Annotated in this window: 1 protein-coding gene; it reads right to left on the minus strand. The window is 50.8% G+C overall.

The window, feature by feature from the left end; translation table 11 throughout:
* Window positions 1-287: 287 nt before the first annotated feature.
* On the minus strand, window positions 288-1176 hold an 889-nt coding region (purB, locus tag FJZ26_06190; GenBank protein MBM3229995.1), incomplete at its 5' end, for an adenylosuccinate lyase.

Below are 1176 nucleotides of genomic sequence, written 5' to 3' on the forward strand. Positions count from 1 at the left end.
CAAAGAAAAAAAGTAGCGTAAGGACAGAAAACCCCTGGGCCAGGGCTGCCAGCGAGTGCGTGGAAAAATACTGCAAAAGCACCTTGCTGAAGGTGGAATAGGTGGAAATGAAAATGGTGGAAACAAGTGCTGCTCCCATGCCCCAGTGAAGGGGGCTTGCTTTGAATTTTTTTGTTTTCATTGGCCCCATTGTACTCCTTGGGTGGGTGCTTCTCAAGAAAAAGCTCACCGTCTTTTGGTGGTTCCAAATTCAGATGGGGGAATCCGGGGGGTCTTGCGCTCCTTTTTTAAAAATCGGTGGCAAGGCCCAGATACGTTGCGGGCGTGAGCGCCTGGAGGCGGGTTTTTTCTGGAGCCGGCAGAGGCAAAGAGGCAACAAATGCCCGCACCGTTTCCTGCGTCACGGCCTTGCCGCGGGTCAGGGTTTTTAGTTTTTCGTAAGCGCCGGGCACGGCATATTTGCGCAGTATTGTCTGAATCGGTTCAGCAAGCAGGGCCCAATTTTCATCCAGTTCTTTTTGTATAACTTTTGTGTTCAACTCAAGTTTTTGGAATCCTTTGAGTATTGATTGATAGGCCAAAAGGCTATATCCCAGGGCGGTTCCAATATTCCGTTGCACGGTGCTGTCTGTCAGGTCTCTTTGCAGCCGACTCTGCAGTAGCTTTTCTGAAAAATGCCTAAGCAGGGCGTTGGCAAGACCAAGATTTCCTTCCGCATTTTCAAAATCGATAGGATTCACCTTGTGCGGCATGGTAGAAGACCCCACTTCGCCCTGAACCACGCGCTGAGCAAAGATCCCCCGGCTGATGTACAACCATAGATCGCGCGCCAGATCACAAAGAATGGCATTGAACCGCGCCACGTTGTCGTAAAATTCGGACTGGGAGTCGTGCGGTTCAATCTGTGTGGTCCACTCGTTCCAAGTGAGCCCCAAATTCTGAACAAAATTCTTACTCAGTTTTTTCCAATTCAATTGTGGGTAAGCCACCAAATGGGCATTAAAATTCCCTGTAGCACCATTGAATTTTCCAAGAATCGGCTGATTTTTGAGCATTGCTGCCTGCCGCTGGAGCCGCATCGCAAATACATGAAGCTCTTTGCCCACCGTGGTGGGCGTGGCGCTTTGCCCGTGCGTCAGGGCAAGCAGGGGAACGCGCTTCCACTTACGGGCGAGC

Source organism: Candidatus Parvarchaeota archaeon (genome assembly GCA_016866895.1).
In the GTDB taxonomy this organism is placed as follows: domain Archaea; phylum Micrarchaeota; class Micrarchaeia; order Anstonellales; family VGKX01; genus VGKX01.